Annotated in this window: 15 protein-coding genes; 14 read left to right on the top strand and 1 reads right to left on the bottom strand. The window is 42.4% G+C overall.

Annotation, left to right across the window (positions count from 1 at the left end; genetic code table 11):
• Positions 1-88: 88 nt before the first annotated feature.
• Together aceB and aceA are read left to right on the top strand one after the other, a co-directional pair.
• Complete coding sequence (gene aceB, locus AC2YHV_RS00055) at positions 89-1,681, top strand: malate synthase A (RefSeq protein ID WP_098184802.1); 1,593 nt, start codon at positions 89-91, stop codon at positions 1,679-1,681.
• A gap of 39 nt (positions 1,682-1,720) precedes the next feature.
• Positions 1,721-3,004 (top strand): isocitrate lyase, encoded by a 1,284-nt coding sequence (gene aceA, locus AC2YHV_RS00060; RefSeq protein ID WP_034309118.1) that lies wholly within the window; start codon positions 1,721-1,723, stop codon positions 3,002-3,004.
• An 87-nt stretch (positions 3,005-3,091) separates the two neighbouring features.
• On the opposite strand, the gene ytvI is transcribed toward aceA, so the two are convergent.
• Positions 3,092-4,216, bottom strand: coding sequence for a sporulation integral membrane protein YtvI (gene ytvI / locus AC2YHV_RS00065; protein ID WP_057276705.1), 1,125 nt, complete (start codon positions 4,214-4,216; stop codon positions 3,092-3,094).
• Positions 4,217-4,409: 193 nt separating this feature from the next.
• On the opposite strand from ytvI, the gene AC2YHV_RS00070 reads away from it, so the two are divergent.
• The 12 genes from AC2YHV_RS00070 to coaE all read left to right on the top strand — a co-directional run bounded on the left by AC2YHV_RS00070 (position 4,410) and on the right by coaE (position 19,024).
• Positions 4,410-4,871 (top strand): DUF441 domain-containing protein, encoded by a 462-nt coding sequence (locus AC2YHV_RS00070; protein ID WP_034309113.1) that lies wholly within the window; start codon positions 4,410-4,412, stop codon positions 4,869-4,871.
• 539 nt (positions 4,872-5,410) lie between these two features.
• Positions 5,411-6,526 (top strand): citrate synthase, encoded by a 1,116-nt coding sequence (citZ, locus tag AC2YHV_RS00075; RefSeq protein ID WP_063575501.1) that lies wholly within the window; start codon positions 5,411-5,413, stop codon positions 6,524-6,526.
• Positions 6,527-6,620: 94 nt separating this feature from the next.
• The gene (gene icd / locus AC2YHV_RS00080) at positions 6,621-7,937 is read left to right on the top strand and encodes an NADP-dependent isocitrate dehydrogenase (RefSeq protein WP_255256669.1); all 1,317 of its coding nucleotides are present in this window, start codon (positions 6,621-6,623) and stop codon (positions 7,935-7,937) included.
• A gap of 121 nt (positions 7,938-8,058) precedes the next feature.
• On the top strand, positions 8,059-8,994 hold the full coding sequence (gene mdh / locus AC2YHV_RS00085; protein ID WP_278090124.1) for a malate dehydrogenase: 936 nt from the start codon (positions 8,059-8,061) through the stop codon (positions 8,992-8,994).
• 241 nt (positions 8,995-9,235) lie between these two features.
• The gene (locus AC2YHV_RS00090) at positions 9,236-9,955 is read left to right on the top strand and encodes a response regulator transcription factor (RefSeq protein ID WP_057276702.1); all 720 of its coding nucleotides are present in this window, start codon (positions 9,236-9,238) and stop codon (positions 9,953-9,955) included.
• Positions 9,952-11,730, top strand: a complete 1,779-nt coding sequence (gene pnpS, locus AC2YHV_RS00095) for a two-component system histidine kinase PnpS (RefSeq protein WP_057276701.1) — start codon at positions 9,952-9,954, stop codon at positions 11,728-11,730. The genes AC2YHV_RS00090 and pnpS overlap by 4 nt, the downstream gene beginning before the upstream one ends.
• 394 nt (positions 11,731-12,124) lie before the next feature.
• On the top strand, positions 12,125-13,159 hold the full coding sequence (gene hflK, locus AC2YHV_RS00100; protein WP_057277068.1) for an FtsH protease activity modulator HflK: 1,035 nt from the start codon (positions 12,125-12,127) through the stop codon (positions 13,157-13,159).
• Positions 13,156-14,088 carry a protease modulator HflC gene (gene hflC, locus AC2YHV_RS00105; protein ID WP_187049854.1) on the top strand — a complete coding sequence of 311 codons (933 nt, stop codon included), beginning with the start codon at positions 13,156-13,158 and terminating at the stop codon, positions 14,086-14,088. Before hflK ends, hflC begins: the two co-directional genes overlap by 4 nt.
• Before the next feature lie 127 nt (positions 14,089-14,215).
• Positions 14,216-16,840 (top strand): DNA polymerase I, encoded by a 2,625-nt coding sequence (gene polA, locus AC2YHV_RS00110; protein ID WP_487372365.1) that lies wholly within the window; start codon positions 14,216-14,218, stop codon positions 16,838-16,840.
• A gap of 19 nt (positions 16,841-16,859) precedes the next feature.
• Positions 16,860-17,690, top strand: a complete 831-nt coding sequence (mutM, locus tag AC2YHV_RS00115) for a DNA-formamidopyrimidine glycosylase (RefSeq protein WP_063575505.1) — start codon at positions 16,860-16,862, stop codon at positions 17,688-17,690.
• 79 nt (positions 17,691-17,769) lie between these two features.
• Positions 17,770-18,402 carry a sporulation membrane protein YtaF gene (gene ytaF / locus AC2YHV_RS00120; protein ID WP_034309090.1) on the top strand — a complete coding sequence of 211 codons (633 nt, stop codon included), beginning with the start codon at positions 17,770-17,772 and terminating at the stop codon, positions 18,400-18,402.
• 22 nt (positions 18,403-18,424) lie between these two features.
• On the top strand, positions 18,425-19,024 hold the full coding sequence (coaE, locus tag AC2YHV_RS00125) for a dephospho-CoA kinase (RefSeq protein ID WP_063575506.1): 600 nt from the start codon (positions 18,425-18,427) through the stop codon (positions 19,022-19,024).
• Positions 19,025-19,094: the final 70 nt, after the last annotated feature.

Genomic DNA, 19,094 nt, shown 5'->3' on the forward strand with positions numbered 1-19,094 from the left:
TTTATACAACGTGTTATATAATACAAACAGGAAATAAAACATCTGTATTATAACATAAAAAGAGTTGGAAAGGGTGTGGAGAGGCAACATGATTACGGAAGCAAAAGGCTTACAGATTACAGGCAACATTAAGCCAGGATATGAACAAATACTTACAGCGGAAGCTCTTCAATTCATCGAAAGAATGGAACGGCATTTCAGTGGAAGAAGGGCAGAACTTCTAGAACGGCGGAAAAGCGTTCAGGAAGAACTGAATCAAGGCATGCTTCCTGATTTCCTTGAAGAAACGAAGCATATTCGTGAAAGTGATTGGACGATTGCGCCCCTCCCGAATGATTTGCAGGATCGCAGGGTTGAAATCACTGGACCTGTTGATCGTAAAATGATCATAAATGCCATGAACTCAGGTGCCAATGTATTCATGGCGGACTTTGAAGATGCCAATTCACCCACTTGGGAGAATTGCATCGATGGCCAATTGAATCTGCGCGATGCAATCCGAGGAACCATTTCATTTAAAAATCCAAATGGCAAAGTGTATGAATTAAATGAAAGAACAGCTGTGCTAAAGGTAAGGCCACGCGGCTGGCATTTGGAGGAAAAACATGTCCTTTTGGATGGACAGCCTATATCAGCCAGCATTTTTGACTTTGGACTGTACTTTTACCACAACGCAAAAGCATTGGTCGAAAAACAAAGCGGTCCATACTTTTACTTACCGAAAATGGAAAGCCATCTCGAAGCAAGATTATGGAATGAAATATTCGTATATGCACAGAACGATTTGAGAATCCCGCAAGGAACCATCAAGGCAACGGTCTTGATAGAAACAATTCTTGCTGCATTCGAAATGGACGAAATTCTGTACGAGCTGAAAGAACATTCGGCAGGCCTGAACTGTGGCCGCTGGGATTATATCTTTAGTTTCCTGAAAAAATTCCGTAACTCGGATGATGTCATTTTCCCAGATCGGCAGCAGGTCACGATGACCGTCCCGAACATGAGGGCGTATTCCTTACTGGCGATCAAAACATGTCACAGCCGTAATGCTCCTGCAATTGGCGGGATGGCCGCACAAATTCCCGTTAAAAATGACCCGGTTAAGAACGATGAGGCTTTTGCGAAAGTTAAGGCAGATAAAGAACGCGAAGCAAGAGACGGTCATGATGGAACATGGGTTGCCCACCCAGGTATGGTAAGCACGGCAAAAGAGGTTTTTGACCTGCTCGTCCCAAAACCGAATCAAATTTTCCGGAAACGGGAAGATGTCCATGTAACGGCACAGGAGTTGCTGGCTGTACCGGAAGGAACGATCACAGAGGCAGGCTTAAGGACGAATATTAATGTAGGCATCCAATATATCGCCTCATGGTTAAGCGGCAGAGGTGCGGCACCTATCAATAACTTAATGGAAGATGCTGCAACCGCTGAAATTTCAAGGGCTCAAGTCTGGCAATGGATTCGTCATCCAAAAGGCATTCTCGAAGATGGCAGGAAAATAACCGAGGAATTATTCCATCAAATCAAAGAAGAAGAATTGGCGGTCATTAAATCGGAAGTAGGGGAAGAAACTTTCAAATCAGGAAAGTTTGAAGAGTCTACTAAACTATTTGAACAATTGATTGAAGCGGATGACTTTGCAGATTTCTTAACTAACGCGGCATATGAAAAATTATCTTAATATTCAAAAAATACGATATGAATTTAGGAGGAAATAATGATGATGAATGAGAGAGCGCAAAAATTACAACAAAGCTGGGAAAATGACTCACGGTGGACTGGTATTAAACGTCCTTATACGGCCGAGGAAGTCATTAAACTGAGAGGTTCCATCGATATTGAACAAACATTGGCACGGCGCGGTTCCGAAAAACTATGGAATCTATTAAAAACAGAGGATTTCATCAATGCATTAGGAGCATTGACCGGTAACCAAGCCATGCAGCAGGTGAAAGCTGGTTTAAAAGCAATCTACTTAAGCGGCTGGCAAGTGGCGGCAGATGCTAACATCGCAGGGCAAATGTACCCTGACCAAAGTTTATATCCAGCCAACTCCGTGCCGCAAGTCGTTAAACGCATTAATCAGACACTTCAGCGTGCAGACCAAATCAGCTTTGCTGAAGGGAAAAATGATATCGATTGGTTCGCTCCAATCGTGGCGGATGCTGAAGCAGGTTTTGGCGGTTCCCTTAACGTCTTTGAATTAATGAAAGGCATGATCGAAGCTGGAGCGGCTGGCGTTCACTTCGAAGACCAGCTTTCTTCCGAGAAAAAATGCGGTCACCTAGGCGGTAAAGTTCTTCTTCCTACTCAAACGGCAGTACGTAATTTAGTTTCCGCCCGATTGGCAGCAGATGTAATGGGTACACCGACCATCTTGATTGCCCGTACGGATGCTGATGCTGCAGATTTGATCACGGATGATATTGATCCGGTCGATGCACCATTCATCACTGGTGAAAGGACTCCAGAAGGATTCTACCGCACGAATGCAGGTCTTGACCAAGCAATTGCAAGAGGCCTTGCTTATGCGCCATATGCCGACCTTATCTGGTGTGAGACTTCTGAACCTAATCTAGCGGATGCTCGCCGCTTTGCCGAGGCCATCCATGCAGAGTTCCCAGGTAAATTGCTTGCTTACAATTGTTCCCCATCATTTAACTGGAAAGCGAAATTAAGTGATGAAGAGATTGCCAATTATCAAGTGGAATTGGGTAAATTGGGTTATAAATTCCAATTCGTTACACTTGCAGGCTTCCATTCATTGAATCATAGCATGTTCAACCTTGCTCTTGGTTATAAAGAACGCGGCATGGCTGCATACTCTGAGCTTCAACAAGCGGAATTCGCTAGTGAGCCGGATGGCTATACAGCAACACGCCATCAGCGTGAAGTGGGAACGGGTTACTTTGATGAAGTGGCACAAGTCGTTTCTGGTGGAACATCATCCACAACAGCACTTGCAGGTTCTACTGAAACAGAACAATTCGAGACGTCGAAATAATTCTAGTTTAAAACCAAAAATCCGCCTTGTACCCGAGGCGGATTTTTAAGTGGAAAAGAGTGAATGCTAATGGATGTCTGGATTCCCTTAAGTGGTTTTCTTTGTATCCCCGATGATGAAAGTCCATATGGCCTTGAAGACATTGGCACGCTGAAGTGTATTGAATATGACAAGTACGACAGGTCCTGCAATCAAACCTAGGAAACCGATCAATTTGAATCCGATGAACAAGGCGATGAGAGTGGCAAGCGGATCCAAACCAATACTGGATGAAAGTACTTTTGGCTCTATTAGCTGACGCTGGACAACGACGATTATGTAAAGGACGGACAAACCGATTGCGAGACTTGTATTCCCGGCAATGAATTCAAAGATGATCCAAGGAATGAAAATCGTACCTGTCCCCAAATAGGGAATGATATCGACCAGTCCGCATATCAGGGCAATGGTAATTGAATAATTCACCCCTAAAATGAGAAATCCGATTAAAATCGTGACAGTCGTCAATGAAACAAGAGTGAATTGTGCCCGGATGAACCCGAATAAAGCCCGTTTTAAATCCCTGAATAAACGCTTTGCTCCCGCAAAAATCTTATCAGGCAACACTTTTCCGGTCATGCGGCCGAAGGTATCCCAATCTTTGCTGATGAAGAATGTGCCAAGCAAAGTAAAAAGGAGTGCCGTTGCTGTAGTTGGAAACCATCCGATGATTGTGGGGATGTTCTTCAAGAAGGCTTGAATGAAGCCGCTTACTCCCGTCGTGATGGATTCACCGATATTTTGGATATTCTTGAGGATTGTGTCTTGCTGTTCGGTATCCAAATTATTGAACATGGCAGCTATTTGATTATATAAAGGAATGACGGTGGTAGCTATGTATGTTTCTATATAATCCACGATGGTTTCAATGTGTTTCGGGATGACTCCGGCAAGGTAATTGGTCCCTGAAATGATCTCGGTGACCAGTAAGGTGATAAGACCCGCAAATAAAAGGAAAATGAGTAAAAGGGAAACGAATACAGCCAACCCCCGTGGCAGCCGCCCTTTCCTTTCGAAAAAAATGACCAGGGGATTCATCAAGAAAGCGATGATCATGGCAATGATGAATGGATATGTATATTTAGATAAATAAAACAAGGCAATTCCACCTAATATTATCCCTCCGACGACCAGTAAAGAACGAATGAAACGATACATATATACCGGATTCAAGTCATATCCTCCTTCAACCATTAAGTTTGTATTATAATTGTAACGATGATGGAAAAGAAAGGAAAGATTCTTTCATCTTTCGTTTTGAATTTTTTCTGCAGATGCATCGTTCCTTAAATCATTTTTCTCCCATGAACAAGGGAGTTTGTTATGTTAAAATAACAAAAAACAGTAGGAAGAAGGTGAAGGGATAATGATCAACGGTCCTGTCGTATTTTTAATTCTGCTTGCTGCAATCGGTTGGTTTGGGAAAAATACCTCACTGATCATGGCTGCGGGTTTTCTTTTAAGCATGAAACTGATTGGCCTTGACGCTAAAGTGTTTCCATACCTGGAAGCGAAAGGAATCAACCTGGGTGTCACGATCATCACGATCTCCGTTCTCATTCCCATAGCAAACGGGGCGATTGGTTTCAAGGAACTAGGAGACGCGATAAAATCCCCTTATGCCTGGATTGCACTTGCATCCGGAATAGCCGTTGCACTCATAGCAAAAAATGGGATTACACTGCTGTCGCATGATCCGCACATTACCACCGCTCTTGTATTTGGGACGATTCTTGCGGTCGCCTTATTCAAAGGTGTGGCTGTCGGACCGTTAATCGGGGCAGGAATTGCTTATTTATGCATGCAGATCTTCAATTTTTTTAAATGAAGCGAGAGGCTAAGGGGAGAAAAGCCCGTCAGTACTGGAAATGTAAATTTTCTATTTAATGTTTCGTTTATTCTGCTTTGGGACATTTTTTTTGAAAAAAACGATTTTGAACGCATGAATAAAGCAAGAGAATATGGAGCTAATTTTTCTAATAAAATAATAATTTTTTCACATTTTAAGTGCTTTTCATTCCCAAAAAAGTGTTTATTGTTTATAATAATCATGTAACTGCTCTGATTTATTAAAATTGGGATTCAGAATATCATTGATATTTTTGAGGAATCTTAAAAAAAGATGTAGTTATTGAGCAAGCGCTCACTAGGAATAGCTACAAGCATTATTTTTAGAATTTCTTATTAAAGATTATCGTACATTTTACTATTGTTGGGGTCATATTCTGTGAACGCTTCCAATACAAGATGTATGTCTTCTGCTAAAAAATAGATGGTTGTTTACAATAGCTAATTTCTTGGAAGCGCTACATTTATACGCTAATAGCAAGGGCATAGGGGAATATCTAGGAAAAGGAGAGATTTAGTATGACAGCAACAAAAGGTCTTGAAGGTGTGGTAGCAACAACTTCATCAGTAAGCTCCATTATCGATGACACATTAACGTATGTAGGTTATGACATCGATGATTTGGCTTCGAACGCAACATTCGAGGAAGTAATCTATCTTTTATGGCACGGAGCTCTTCCGAACAAAAGCCAACTAGAAGAATTAACTAAACAACTTGCTGAAAATGCTGAAATTCCAGCTGAAGTGGTTAATCACTTCAAAACATACCCAATTGATAAAGTACATCCAATGGGAGCTCTTCGCACCGCAGTATCCCTTCTTGGTCTTTATGATGAAGAAGCAGATGTAATGAGTGACGAAGCTAACTATCGTAAAGCAATCCGCATCCAAGCAAAAATCCCTACATTGGTAACAACTTTCGCTCGCGTCCGTCAAGGGAAAGAAGCTGTTGCTCCACGTACAGATTTAAGCTTTGCTGCTAACTTCTTATATATGTTAAGCGGTAATGAACCAACGGCAATCGAAGAAGAAGCATTCAACAAAGCATTGGTTCTTCATGCTGACCATGAATTAAACGCTTCTACATTCACTGCACGCGTTTGTGTGGCTACATTAGCTGATATCTATTCTGGTGTAACTGCTGCCATCGGCGCTTTAAAAGGCCCACTTCACGGCGGGGCTAACGAACAAGTCATGAAAATGCTTACGGAAATTGGTTCAGTTGATAACGTTGAGCCATATATCAACGAAAAATTAGCCAATAAAGAAAAAATCATGGGCTTTGGCCACCGTGTCTACCGTAAAGGTGATCCTCGTGCTAAACACCTTAAAGAAATGTCACAAAAACTGACTGAACTTACTGGACAACCGCAATATTATGATATGTCCATCAAAATTAATGAAATCGTAACCGGTCAAAAGAATCTTCCGCCGAACGTGGATTTCTATTCTGCTTCCGTATACCACAGTTTAGGCATCGAGCATGACCTATTTACACCAATCTTTGCTGTAAGCCGTGCTTCAGGCTGGATCGCTCATATCCTTGAGCAATATTCAAACAACCGCCTTATCCGTCCGCGTGCAGAGTATGTTGGACCAGGTATGCAAAAATATGTACCGATTGAAAACCGCTAATTAAAAGTTTTTTCGAAAATCATTTTTTATTTCATCGAATTTGTAGTAAATTAATAGATGTGAGTAAAAAAGGTTAGTGGTTCTGCTTTATTTAATGGCAGGCCATCTAACCTTTGAATTTGAATCGGAGGTAAGAGACATGACACAAAGCCAAAAAATCACAGTTACTAACGGTGTTCTTAACGTACCAAACAACCCAATCGTTCCTTATATTGAGGGAGACGGAATCGGTCCTGATATCTGGGCTGCAGCATCCCGCGTTTTAGACGCAGCAGTTGAAAAAGCTTACAATGGCGAAAAGAAAATCGAATGGAAAGAAGTTTTAGCTGGACAAAAAGCATTTGACCAAACGGGCGAATGGCTTCCACAAGAAACTCTTGATGTCATTAACGAATATCTAATCGCTATTAAAGGACCTCTTACAACTCCAATCGGTGGCGGTATCCGCTCATTGAACGTTGCATTGCGTCAAGTATTGGACTTATTCGTATGTCTTCGTCCAGTACGTTACTTTGATGGTGTACCTTCACCAGTTAAACGTCCAGAAGACACTGACATGGTCATCTTCCGTGAAAACACTGAAGACATCTATGCTGGTATCGAATATGCAAAAGGTTCTGACGAAGCTAAGAAATTAATCGAATTCCTTCAAAATGAATTCGGTGTTCAAAAAATTCGTTTCCCTGAAACTTCAGGTATCGGAATTAAACCGATTTCCGAAGAAGGTACAAAACGTCTTGTTCGCGCTGCACTTAACTATGCGATCAAAGAAGGCCGTAAATCATTAACGCTTGTTCATAAAGGTAACATCATGAAATTCACTGAAGGTGCATTCAAAACTTGGGGTTATGAAGTTGCTGAACAAGAATTCGCCGATAAAGTGTTCACATGGAACCAATATGACAAAATTAAAGATGCTGAAGGCACTGAAGCTGCTAACAAAGCACAATCTGCTGCTGAAGCTGAAGGCAAAATCATCGTTAAAGATTCCATTGCCGATATCTTCTTACAACAAATCCTGACTCGTCCTAAAGAGTTTGATGTTGTTGCAACAATGAACTTGAACGGAGATTACATTTCTGATGCATTAGCTGCACAAGTTGGCGGAATCGGTATCGCTCCAGGAGCAAACATCAACTACGAAACTGGACATGCCATCTTCGAAGCAACTCACGGAACGGCTCCTAAATATGCTGGTCTTGATAAAGTTAACCCATCTTCAGTTCTTCTTTCAGGCGTTCTTTTACTTGAGCACCTTGGTTGGAACGAAGCTGCAAACAGCATCACTAAATCAGTGGAACAAACAATCGCTTCTAAAGTTGTTACATACGACTTTGCCCGCCTAATGGATGGTGCAACGGAAGTTAAATGTTCTGAGTTCGCTGACGAGCTTATCAAAAACCTTAAATAATTTATTATATGCTTTCTGGAAAAGTGCCTGAACGGGCTGCTTTTCCAGGAGGCTTATATATATTTTCAGAGGATGTTAAAAGTATTCCAAAAGTATTTATATATTTTAAGGAGGAAATAACATGTCTAAACGTAAAAAAATCACAGTTGTAGGTGCTGGATTCACTGGCGCTACAGCAGCATTCCTGGCAGCTCAAAAAGAGCTTGGTGATATCGTTTTAGTTGATATTCCGCAAGCTGAAAACCCTACAAAAGGTAAAGCCCTTGATATGGCGGAAGCAGGACCTGTTCTAGGTTTCGATGCTAACATCATCGGTACATCCGACTATGCAGAAACAGCTGATTCCGACGTGGTGATCATCACTGCCGGAATTGCCCGTAAGCCCGGCATGAGCCGTGACGACTTAGTTCAAACTAACCAAAAAGTTATGAAATCAGTAACTAAAGAAGTCGTTAAATATTCCCCTAATACAACAATCATCGTTTTGACTAACCCTGTAGATGCAATGACTTATACTGTATACAAAGAATCCGGTTTCCCTAAAGAACGCGTTATCGGACAATCAGGTGTTCTTGATACAGCTCGTTTCCGCACTTTCGTGGCTCAAGAATTAAACTTATCCGTTAAAGATGTAACTGGATTCGTACTTGGCGGACACGGAGACGATATGGTTCCTCTAGTGCGTTACTCTTATGCAGGCGGAATTCCTTTGGAAAAATTGATCCCTCAAGATCGTTTAGAAGCAATAGTGGCTCGTACCCGCACTGGCGGCGGGGAAATCGTAAACCTTCTAGGAAACGGAAGCGCCTATTATGCACCGGCTGCATCCCTGGTGGAAATGGCTGAAGCGATCCTTAAAGATCAACGTCGCGTTCTTCCGTCAATCGCTTATCTCGAAGGTGAATACGGATTTGAAGGCATCTACCTTGGAGTGCCGACTGTGCTTGGTGCAAACGGCATTGAACAAATCATCGAACTTGATTTGACTGAAAGCGAAAAAGCGGCACTTTCAAAATCTGTTGAATCAGTTAAAGCAGTCATGCAAGTCCTTCAATAAAAGATCATAATCGGACTGCCCGGATATTGGAAGAAAAGGCCAAGGCGCCTTATTCCGACTCCGGGCAGTTTTTTAATCCGTTCAAAAGAACCCTGGAACGTATAATCTGCCTGCTGAAGATAGGAATAACTTTATTTCCGTTTTTTTATGTGTAAATTTCATATAATATTCTTTATAATGGAATTGGATGAGTAGACCAATAAATTGGTCTTTTGGGTAATACATAATTCAGGAGGATCTAATGTCAAAGAAAATTCTCGTAGTGGATGATGAGCAATCAATAGTTACCTTACTTCAGTACAATTTAGAACAATCAGGTTATACGGTGATCACAGCTTTGGATGGAGAACAAGGGCTGGAGGCTGCCGTGGATATACGACCTGATTTAGTGGTATTGGATTTGATGCTGCCTAAAATGGACGGGCTTGAAGTATGTAAGCAGCTTCGCCAGCAAAAAATCAATATACCGATCTTGATGCTGACAGCTAAGGACGATGAATTTGACAAGGTGCTGGGACTGGAACTGGGGGCGGATGATTACTTGACCAAGCCATTTAGTCCCAGGGAGGTAGTGGCCCGGATTAAAGCCATTTTAAGAAGATCCCAGTTGCAATCGAACGGAAGTGAGTCAAGTCAGGATCAAGAAGAGGGTCTCTTGAAATTAGGGGAATTGAAAGTGTTCCCGGAACGATACGAAGCATTCTTTGATGAACAGCAATTAGAATTGACTCCAAAGGAATTTGAATTACTTTTATATTTGGCGAAGAATAAAGGAAGAGTGCTGACCAGGGATCAACTTCTCAGTGCGGTATGGAATTATGATTTCGCGGGAGATTCACGGATCGTCGATGTCCATATAAGCCATCTTCGTGAAAAAATAGAGAAAGATACAAAAAAACCACTCTATATTAAAACGATAAGGGGCTTGGGGTATAAGCTTGAGGAGCCTAAAAAAGAATGACGACCTATCGTAAAAAGCTCTTATATACCCTCATCACATTGGTGATGGTCGTCCTGATGGCCGTGGGCTTTTTATTAGGGCACTTGTTCAAAAGTTATTATATTAAAACGTTCAATGAGCGTATACAGAACGAAACATTTTTCATTTCTACATATATTAAGGAGCATGGCGGGATCGAGTCCTTTTTGGAAAAAGGGAAGACGGCAAAACTGACACCCCTTTTAGATTCTAATTTAACCATTCTTTCCACGAGTGGGGAAATATTATACGATTCGACATCATCCAATGAAATACTTAAAAGCCATGCCAATGTCCTTCGCAAAATAACTTTGGAAAAAGGGCTTAAGAATGGGGAAGGGTATGAAGTGGTCGAAGGCGAATCGGACCTCCATTATTATTGGAAGACGGTTGAAAAGGACGGCGAGATCGAAGGCTTTGTCGTCCATAGCAATGAAATAGAGGCCATCCATCAAGTGAATAAACAAATGTGGCAAATATTAATCATTTGTTTAGGGGTTGCCTTGATCATCATCCTGATGCTTGCGAGTAAAATCACTTCATATTATACCCGTCCGATCGAAGAGGCGACGATGGCAGCCATTGAACTGGCAAAAGGGAATTACGGAACCCGGACATTCGGGAGGCATTCCGATGAAACGGGAATGCTGACAACTTCCTTGAACATATTGGCGAGGAATCTTCAGGAAACAGAGATAGCGAGGGAAATGAATCAGGATCGTTTGGAAACTCTTGTTGAGAATATCGGTAGCGGGGTCTTGCTGATAGACAGTAAAGGGTATACGACCTTGATCAACCGGGAATTCAAGAAAAGCTTCCGTGTGAACGCCGCCACGTTTTTGTTTCAGGAATATTATTCGGTCATTAAAGACCAGGAAGTGATAGCCATCATCGAAGAAATCTTTCGAACGGAAAAAACGATAAAACGGCAGGTGAAGATACCGCTTGCCATAGAACGAAAGCATTTTGAGATTTACGGCGCTCCAATAATCGGGAATCATGACGAATGGAAGGGGATCCTCCTCATTTTCCATGATATCACCGAATTGAAAAGGCTCGAGCAGATGCGGAAGGATTTCGTGGCCAATGTGTCCCATGAATTGAGGACTCCGATCACTTCCATTAAAGGCTTCTCTGAAACATTGTTAGATGGAGCCTTAAAAGATGAAAAGACCTTAAAGCACTTTTTATCGATTATCTTGAAAGAAAGTGACCGGCTGCAAGAACTCATTCAGGAGCTGCTGAATTTATCCAAAATGGAGCAGCAGGAATTCGTTTTAAACGCAGGGGTCGTGGATATTACGAAAGTGCTTGGCGAAATACAAGAGATGCTTATAGGCAAGCTGAGGGAAAAAGAAGTATCCCTTGAAATTAAAACATCCCCGGAACCAGTTTTCATTGAAGGGGAATCTGACAGGATCAAACAGGTTTTCATCAATTTGATTACGAACGCATTGACCTATACACCAAATGGCGGCAGGGTCACCGTTGACATCATTGAAAATGAACAGACCGTCGATATTACAGTTCAAGACAACGGGATCGGCATCGAAGAAAAAGAACTGCCAAGGATCTTTGAACGGTTCTACCGGATCGATAAGGCGAGGAGCCGCGATTCAGGAGGAACAGGCATTGGACTGGCAATCGTCAAGCATATAATAGAAGTCCATAAAGGTAAAATCAACGTGGAAAGCACACCTGGAACAGGGACGACTTTTACAGTCACTTTAAATAAAAGCTTAAAAGGGAAAATGTAGCGGGCATTTTATTTACATGTCCTTTACAATTCCTTAAAACGGACTTCATAATGCAGGGGTACAATGGTTGTACAACCCCTCATCCAAGGAGTTAAACATTGACAGAGACATAGTCTCTGTTTGATTATTTTGTAGTTCAACCAAAATTTTAAAACAAGATGATTGGAACAGGTAGACAAAACTCCTGTAGGAATAGCGTCTAAGTTGCAATCAACGTTCAAATCGTACAAACCTTAAAACTTAGGCAGAGACATGGTCTCTGTCTTTTAATTTTGCTATATTCCCCGGATACCATTCATCTATCCTATTTTTCTGGGAAAATATTTGATTTTTATGAAACTTTAGGCCCTTTCTTGCGTAAATAAGATATAACTGCAAAGAAGGGGTGATACATATCGTTAGCTTAAAAAGGATATATACAATTACAGGACTTGTCTTTCTTATTTTAATTTTGGGTGTAGTGGCGATATCGACCTGGTACACGGTTGATGAATCCGATCAAGCTGTCATAATGACGTTTGGTAAAGTGGAGGAGACGATAACGGAACCAGGACTTCACTTTAAACTGCCTTGGCCGATTCAATCGGTCGAGAAATTATCCAAAGAAACATTCAGTCTTAAATTTGGATATAAGGAAGAGGATGGAGAGGTGAAGGATTACCCGAGTGAGACCAAAATGATTACGGGTGATGAAAATATTGTGCTGGCCGACCTAGTCGTTCAGTGGAAAATCACCGACCCTCCAAAATATCTATACAATGCAGAAGATCCAGAAAAAATATTATACGATACGACTTCAGCTGCATTACGGAGCATAATCGGCAGCACGAAAATCGATGATGCCCTTACATCTGGTAAAGCGCAAATCGAAGCGGATGTACGCGATTTATTGTCACAGCTAATGGAGAAGTATGATGTTGGGATTTCCATATCTGCGGTTAAACTCCAGGACGTGGAGTTACCGAATGAAGAAGTGCGGAAAGCATTTACCAATGTAACGGATGCCCGTGAAACGGCGAATACGAAAATTAACGAAGCGGATAAATATGAAAATAAGCGTATGAATGAAGCTGAAGGGGAAAAAGATGCCATCATTTCACAGGCCAATGGGGATAAAGCTGCCCGTACGGAAGCTGCCCGCGGGGATGTAGCGGTCTTTGAAAAATTACTCAGTGAGTATAAAGGCAATAAGGGAATTACGAAGGACCGTCTAATTATTGAGACCCTTGAGGAAGTATTGCCGAATGCTGAGATTTATATTATGAATGATGATGGAAACACAATGAAGTACTTGCCGCTTCGCTCGCTTGAAAAGGAGGAAACGAAAAAAACTCCTGCCACTGATGAAGCCGCCATACCTGAAGAAGAAACAAAAAAAGGGAATGCATCGGAAGAAAAAGCGACAGGGGAAGGGGGCACTAAACAATGAGTGGAAAAATAATAGATTTCTCTGAGTTGAAAAAAGGGGATTTTCATTGGAGGGGCTATGTGAGAATCGGCATTTTCCTGATTATTTTCATCGTGCTGCTGCTAATCATCTTCACCAATGTCTATATCGTCAAAGAGGGCGAATACAAGGTCGTCCGCCAATTCGGTGAGGTGGTAAGGATCGATAAGACTCCGGGATTGAAGGCGAAGGTGCCATTCATTCAGAGTATCATGACCTTACCGAAGTATCAGATGACTTCCGATGTTTCCGAAGCGGAAATCAATACGAAAGATAAAAAACGGATGCTGATCGATAACTATGCAGTTTGGAGAATAGAAGATCCGAAGAAATTGATTACAAATGCAAGGACACTTGAGAATGCCGAAACGAAAATGGAAGAGTTCATCTATTCGGCAGTTCGTTCAGAGCTGGGCCAGCTGAATTATGATGAGATCATCAATGATGAGAAGTCATCCAGGGGAAGTTTAAACGACCGCATAACCGAAAAAGTCAACGATTTGCTGCAAAAGGACAGTTATGGAATCAGCTTGACGGATGTCCGGATCAAGCGGACTGACCTGCCTTCCGAAAACGAAGCATCCGTCTTCAAGAGGATGATTTCCGAGCGGGAATCGAAAGCGCAAGAATACCTGTCCAAAGGTGATGCGAAGAAAAACCGTATCATTGCGGATACCGATCGGAAAGTGAAGGAACTGCTTTCTACTGCGGAGGCTGATGCAGAAGTGATCAGGGCAGAAGGGGAAGGGGAAGCAGCGAAAATCTATAATAAATCGTTTTCCAAAGACCCCGAATTTTATAAACTATACCGGACTCTTGAATCCTACAAGAAAACGATTGGAGATCAAACGGTCATCGTTCTGCCTTCTGATTCCCCTTATGCCAGCTTGTTGATGGGAAATACTAAATAACCTTGATGCCGTCATTTTTCTTTCCGCTTCTACTCATGGTAGAATAGAGAAGGAAAATGAACGGCTTTTTGCGTTTTTATATAGAAGCTATAACTACATAAACCTGTATGACTGGAGGAAGACGGATTTGGATAAAAAGCTAGTGCTCATAGATGGAAACAGCATTGCATACCGTGCGTTTTTTGCGCTTCCGCTCTTGAATAATGATAAGGGGGTCCATACGAATTCCGTGTACGGATTCACCATGATGCTCAACCGCATTCTTGAAGAAGAAAAGCCAACGCACATACTTGTGGCATTCGATGCGGGTAAAACGACATTCAGGCATGCATCATTTAAAGAATATAAGGGGGGGCGCCAAAAAACGCCGCCAGAATTATCCGAGCAATTCCCTTTCATTCGGGAGCTGCTTGATTGTTTTCAAATAAAAAGGTATGAACTGGAGAACTACGAAGCCGATGATATTATCGGTACGCTGTCTTTACAAGCGGAAAAAGATGGTTTTGAAGTGAAGGTCATTTCCGGTGATAAGGATTTAACGCAATTATCCTCCCCTAGTACGACAGTTTCCATCACGAAAAAGGGGATTACTGAAATTGAGGAATACACTCCAAAGCATATACATGAAAAATACGGTCTAACCCCTTTGCAAATCATTGATTTAAAAGGGCTGATGGGAGATTCCTCCGACAATATCCCCGGTATTCCGGGTGTTGGTGAAAAGACTGCCCTTAAATTATTGCATCAATTTGAAACGGTTGAAAACCTTCTGCAGTCGATTGATGAGGTAAGCGGACAAAAATTGAAAGAGAAAATTGAAGAACATAAAGACCTGGCCTTATTAAGCAAAGAGCTGGCTACGATAACGAGGGAAGCGCCGCTTGAAGTTTCCGTTAACGAGACCGAGTACACTGGCATGGATCAGGATCGGGTCATCTCATTCTATAAGGAGCTTGGTTTTTCGACTTTACTCGATAAATTGGATGTAACGGAAAGCGCACCGCTTGAACAGGAGAAGATAGAGGTGCACACTGCTGAAATGACAGAAGGAATGTTTGCAGATGAAAGTGCCTTGTATGTTGAAATTTTAGAAGATAATTATCATCGAGCCGATATAATAGGGATTGCCATCAGTAATGAACAAGGTCATTTTTACTTCAATGGAGAGGATGCTCTGAGTTCCGATGCATTTAAATCCTGGGCAGAGGATGAAACAAAAAAGAAAACGGTTTTCGATGCGAAGCGTACGGTCGTGGCACTGCGTCATCGGGGAGTCGAAATAAAAGGCATCGATTTTGATGTGTTTTTGGCATCCTATATCCTTGATCCGGCAGAGTCAGTGGACGAAGTCGCAGAAATCACGAAAACCCAAGGTACTATCCGGCTTGAAACAGATGATGTTTTTTATGGAAAAGGTGCAAAACGCAAAATACCTGAGGAAGCGGAATTGAGGGAGCATATCGCCAGAAAATCGAAGGCGATCTTTTCTCTGAAAGAACCGATGATAGATAAGCTGCAAGAGTTCGAGCAGTATCACCTATTTACGGAACTGGAGCTGCCCTTGTCGATCATCCTGGCAAATATGGAATGGCAGGGAATCAAGGTGGACATAGGCCGACTGAAAAACATGGGACAGGAATTAGCCATTCGCTTAAGAAATATCGAAGCGCGAATTTTCGAATTGGCTGGAGAGGCGTTCAATATCAATTCACCTAAACAGCTTGGGGCCATCCTGTTTGAAAAGTTGGAGCTTCCGGTCATGAAGAAAACCAAAACAGGTTATTCGACTTCAGCCGATGTGCTGGAAAAACTGGAGAGCAAGCATGATATCGTTAAGGAAATACTGCTGTATCGCCAGCTTGGTAAGCTGCAATCCACTTACATTGAAGGATTGCTTAAAGTGGTCAATGGCAAAACGGACAAGGTGCACACCCGGTTCAACCAAGCATTGACCCAGACCGGCCGGTTAAGTTCTACAGATCCCAATCTCCAGAATATCCCGATCAGACTGGAAGAAGGAAGGAAAATCAGGCAGGCCTTCATTCCTTCCGAAAAGGATTGGATCATTTTTGCTGCCGACTACTCCCAGATCGAATTACGTGTCCTGGCGCATATCGCCAATGACAGCGGATTGGTGGAAGCATTCCAGGCCGGGATGGACATCCATACAAGGACAGCCATGGACGTATTCCATGTATCGGCAGATCAAGTCACCTCGAACATGAGGCGCCATGCCAAAGCGGTCAACTTCGGAATCGTTTATGGTATAAGTGATTACGGACTATCGCAAAGTCTTGGAATCACGAGAAAAGAAGCTGGAGAGTTCATCGAGAAGTATTTACGAAGCTTTCCAGGTGTTCAGGAATATATGGAAGAAAGCATACATGAGGCCCGTCAAAAAGGATATAGCACGACTCTGATGCAAAGAAGGCGATATATACCTGAGATAACAAGCAGGAATTTCAACATCAGGAGTTTTGCCGAACGGACAGCGATGAACACGCCGATTCAAGGCAGTGCCGCTGATATCATCAAGCTTGCCATGATCAACATGAATAAACGCCTGAAAAAGGAGGGGCTCAAAACGAGAATGCTTCTACAGGTTCATGATGAATTGATTTTTGAAACCCCTCCTGAGGAACTCGAAATCCTTAAAGTGATCGTTCCGGAGGAAATGGAAAATGCCATTGAATTGAACGTGCCCCTTAAAGTGGATTATGCTTTCGGGCCAACATGGTTTGATGCCAAATAATAAAAGATAGGTGATTGCAATGCCAGAACTTCCAGAAGTGGAAACAGTCAGAAGAACGTTAGAGCAGCTCGTACTCGGAAAAGAGATTAAGGAAGTGTCCGTTTTCTGGCCAAAGATCATTAAAGCGCCTGAGCCTGTCGAACAGTTTCAGGATGCCTTAAGGGGGCAGACGATTTCTGCAATAGGCCGTCGGGGCAAGTTCCTCATTTTCACCTTGGATGATTATTCGCTGGTTTCGCATTTAAGAATGGAAGGGAAATACGGCGTTCATCCAAAAGAAGAGCCGTATGATAAGCATACCCATGTGATCTTCACTTTCACTGATGGCAGTGAACTTCGGTACAGGGATGTCCGGAAATTCGGAACAATGCATCTATTTGCCAAAGGGGAAGAATTTGAACAGTTGCCCCTGTTACACTTAGGGCCTGAACCGTTATCCGAAGATTTTACTGTCGAAGGTCTTCGTGCGAAGTTGGCAAGAACCAACAGGAAAATCAAGCCCGTTCTCCTTGATCAAACCGTTGTCGTCGGGATTGGGAATATATATGTGGACGAGTCGTTATTCCGTTCCGGTATCCATCCGGAGAGAATGGCATCTTCACTCTCGCTGCAGGAAATCGAAACGTTGCATGCTGAAATCATTGCGACGTTAGGTGAAGCTGTGGAAAAAGGCGGAAGCACGATTCGTTCATACATTAATTCCCAAGGGCAAATCGGCATGTTTCAGTTGGAACTGAATGTTTATGGAAGAAAAGGCGAGAACTGCAAAACATGCGGCACGCCACTTGAAAAACTGGTTGTTGCAGGACGCGGCACACATATTTGCCCGTCATGCCAGCCGCTAAAATAGGTCATGTTTATTCAAACACATCGGATGGGCTCCTTCCATATACTAGGGTAGCAACGAGTAGGGAAGGAGTAATATTCCGATGTGGCTACAAATTATTTTTCTCGCTTTTGCAGTTAGTATTGACGGATTTGGCGTCGGTTTGACATTCGGTATGCGGAAGATGAAAATCCCCTTAAGGTCAATAGCGGTCATCTCATTTTGTTCTGCATTGAGTTTAGGTATAGCGATGGTCATCGGACAATTCATCAGTCAGCTCATATCTATCGGGGCGGCTGAAAAAACAGGCGGCATCATCCTCATTTTTCTTGGTGCCTGGATGGTATACCAGTATTTTAAGCCTGAAAAGGATTTGAAAGATGATAGATATCATGAAAAGATCATCTTTAATTTTGAAATTAAATCACTTGGGGTAGTCATTAATATTTTACAAAAACCATTGAATGCCGATTTTGATAAATCAGGTACGATAACAGGCGTTGAAGCGCTTGTTCTGGGGTTTGCACTTTCGCTGGATGCGTTCGGGGCCGGAGTTGGAGCGGCTATGATCGGGATTTCACCGATCATCCTCGCAGGGTGCATCGCTGTTATGAGTTCGATTTTCATTTGGAGCGGAATTCAAAGCGGAAAATTGCTTTCAAATAATAAAGTTGTTCAGCATTTGACCTTTCTCCCAGGTGTATTATTGATCATCATCGGTTTATTCAAGTTATGATAAGGTTAAAAGGGGGGAGCTTATGGGACAAATCATCGGAATCACCGGAGGCATTGCCAGTGGGAAAAGCACCGTCAGCCTCTATTTACAGGAACTCGGATTCACGATTGTCGATGCAGATCTGGCTTCCCGTGCTGTCGTTGAGCCAGGTGAAGAAGCCTATCACCAAGTTGTGAAAGCATTTGGAGAAGATATCTTATTGACGGATGGGAATATAGATCGCGTAAAGCTTGGGTCGATCATATTTAATGATCAAGAAAAGAGATTGCTGTTGAATGGCATCGTGCATCCTGCCGTCAGGAATTGGATGCGGCTGAAAACGGAAGCGGCACTATCATCAGGAGAAGAAACGGTGTTCATGGATATTCCGCTCCTATTCGAAAGCAAGCTGACATTCATGGTGGATAAGACGCTTTTGATCTATGTGGATGAGCAAGTACAATTGAAGCGATTAATGAATAGGAATGGTCTTTCGGAGGCGGAGGCACTTGCCAGGATCAATTCGCAAATGCCCTTGGCCGATAAAAAGGCCTTAGCGGATGCTGTCATCGATAATAATGGTGACATTAATGAAACGAAGCGGCAAGTGAAGGCCATACTTAGCGAATGGTATGTCATATAATCATGATAAAAAGAAGAAACCGTCCGGTTTCTTCTTTTTATGTTGAAAAAATAAAACAATCCGCATTTTT

This window comes from Peribacillus sp. SRI_006, from assembly GCF_057586375.1.